Below are 2,451 nucleotides of genomic sequence, written 5' to 3' on the forward strand. Positions count from 1 at the left end.
TTAGGCTGGTCAGGTGGTTAGAAGTACAAGCCCCTGGCTTTAGACATGGGGTTGGTTTCTACGGAGTCCCTGACAGACTCTGACTTATCGCATTTTCATCTGTCTGTGACCACCCAGATTCCGGAGTAACGCTGGCTTCTAAGGCTTCTACGGCAAATCGGTGGATTTAAAATTTCCCCTCTAACCGCCCAGGGGTAAAGTACGGGAGGCGAGAGTACCACAGGGTCTCGAACCCTTTACCTGAAACGGATTGAATCCGGGGTCTTCCCCCTGCTGGAGGGGGCGATAATTATTCGCAATAAGCAGCCGTTCTTGCAACTTAGCAATTTATTGTGTATCCTTCTCAATAAGAAAGGTTTCTTGAGAAGTAAAGCAGGTATTTATGTCTTTTTATACGGCGGCTTCCCTAAAGGCGGAACTCAACGAACGGGGGTGGCGCTTGACGCCCCAGCGAGAAACGATATTGCAGGTTTTTCAAAATTTACCGAAAGGCGAGCATCTGAGTGCAGAGGATCTTTACGAACTCTTGCAGGAGCGAAAAGAACGGATTAGCTTGTCCACCATTTATCGTACTGTGAAGTTAATGGCGCGGATGGGCATTTTACGAGAATTGGAGCTGGCAGAAGGACACAAGCATTACGAAATCAATCAACCGTACCCTCACCATCATCACCACTTGATCTGCGTGCGCTGTAACAAAACCATTGAATTCAAAAGCGACTCGATTTTAAAAATCGGCAACAAGACGGCGAAAAAAGAGGGATACCACCTTTTGGACTGTCAGCTAACGATTCATGCTATTTGTCCGAGCTGCCAGCGATCGCTCCTGCCAATTTAACCGAATTTCCTCATCAAAGGAAACTCCGCCTTAAAAATAAACCACCCGTGCATCCACCAAACCGCGATCTCGCAAGATTTGAATGCGAGTTTTTGCGACTTCGCGACGCAGAGAGGATCCGGCATGAATGTAAGTCCCCAAGCGATGTTCGGCTTCAAATGCATCGGGAAACACTTCGCGCACGGCGTCGAGAGTGGCGAAACTGCGTTTTGGAATCACCACTACGTAAAGCTTGCGCTCTAATGCCTCCTGAGTGGCTTTCGTTGCAATGCCAGTATTTTGCAAACCATAAGCAGATTGGAATAGCTGGAGTGCGGCTTCAGTGCGCGGGCCAAAAATGCCATCAGGCGACCCTATCGGGTAGCCGGCGACCACTAAACGTTCCTGGAGCTTTTTCACCTCTAAACCGCGATCGCCAAGTTTAAACACACCATTTACCGCAGTGGTTGAACTGAAGGTTTGCATGGGTTGAGTGGAAATGCGCGCGCTATTTTGCAACACTTGCTCTTCCAAGAGGGTGCGGGTTGTCGGACCGACGATGCCACTTTCTTGAAGTCTGTAGTCGCGCTGAAAGCGAATGACCGCACTGCGCGTTGGCACATCATATTCCCCCGTGGGCGCAGAAGTCAAGTAGCCTAACGCTTGCAATTGCTGCTGGAGGATTTTCACCTCTAAACCGCGATCGCCTAAACTGAGAAATCCCTCATCGGATCCCACTTGAGTTATCGGGCCGAAGTTTTGCGGTGGGGCTAACAGACGCCCCATTGTGGAGAGGGTGTCTGCATCCACTCGTCCAGTGATGGGAAGATTGTTATCTTCCTGAAAGCGCCGGACGGCGGATTCGGTTACCGAACCGTAAAATCCAGTAATATTCCCTTGAAAGTAGCCGAATTGTTGCAACCGTTGTTGGATAGAGCGCACTGAGTCTCCCTGCTGACCCGGCTCAAATGCCAGGGCGTGGGTAGCCACGTTTAATAGGGCTAGGGTCATGGCCACTGAAAGCCAATGAATCAAACTCGAGCTAGAAAACTTGTTCCAGTGCCAACGGGGGAAAAAGTTTGCGCGGTTAGGGAGAACGAAATCGCATCCAGTTGCCTGATACGCGAGAACCGATTCAATAAAGGCAAGGGTTTCCATGATGATGTTACCGAATCACTGATGGGAGCATCGAGGTGGGGTTTGACGGTGGAAGCAGCGCCCGCGCGCGAGCGCGATGGCCATCCTAGCAGATTGAATTATGGGCGAACAAACTGTTCCAAGCGCCATCCAAAAAGATGGACGAAGTAGGCGATCGCGATCGAACCCCGCCAAAATTAGGATAGCGAAAGATTTTGCTTACCCCCGCCAGAGTGAAAATTTCTTGCATGCCAACGCAGGTTGATGCCAACCATTGGCATCAACCTGGGCGAGGAGTATTTTCCTATTTTATGGAGTGATGGTTTGACTACTGCGCGCTCTAAAGAGACGGGGATTCCCCGGAGGGATTTTAGAACTTCCGAAAAACGGACTCTGAGGCGAAGTCAAGTACGCCTCTACAGGTTGCCCGAAGGCTTCCCTTTACTTATTTTCGTTCAATCACCTTTTATCTCTCGCCAATGAAACGCCTTTGCTAC

Annotated in this window: 2 protein-coding genes; one reads left to right on the plus strand and one right to left on the minus strand. The window is 50.0% G+C overall.

Annotated elements, in window-relative coordinates:
- Window positions 1–382: 382 nt before the first annotated feature.
- Window positions 383–838 (plus strand): Fur family transcriptional regulator, encoded by a 456-nt coding sequence (locus tag AC0QH1_RS19200; protein ID WP_324632880.1) that lies wholly within the window; start codon window positions 383–385, stop codon window positions 836–838.
- A gap of 30 nt (window positions 839–868) precedes the next feature.
- On the opposite strand, the gene AC0QH1_RS19205 is transcribed toward AC0QH1_RS19200, so the two are convergent.
- Entirely contained in the window at window positions 869–1,828 is a 960-nt protein-coding gene (locus AC0QH1_RS19205; RefSeq protein ID WP_324632881.1) for a peptidoglycan-binding domain-containing protein, read from the minus strand.
- Window positions 1,829–2,451: the final 623 nt, after the last annotated feature.

The sequence above is a fragment of the Phormidium sp. CCY1219 genome (assembly GCF_055795085.1).

What these genes read in the sequence shown, in the direction of transcription:
- AC0QH1_RS19200 (WP_324632880.1), top strand. Translation starts at nt 383, where the DNA reads ATGTCTTTTTATACGGCGGCTTCCCTAAAGGCGGAACTCAACGAACGG.
- AC0QH1_RS19205 (WP_324632881.1), bottom strand. Translation starts at nt 1,828, where the DNA reads ATGACCCTAGCCCTATTAAACGTGGCTACCCACGCCCTGGCATTTGAG.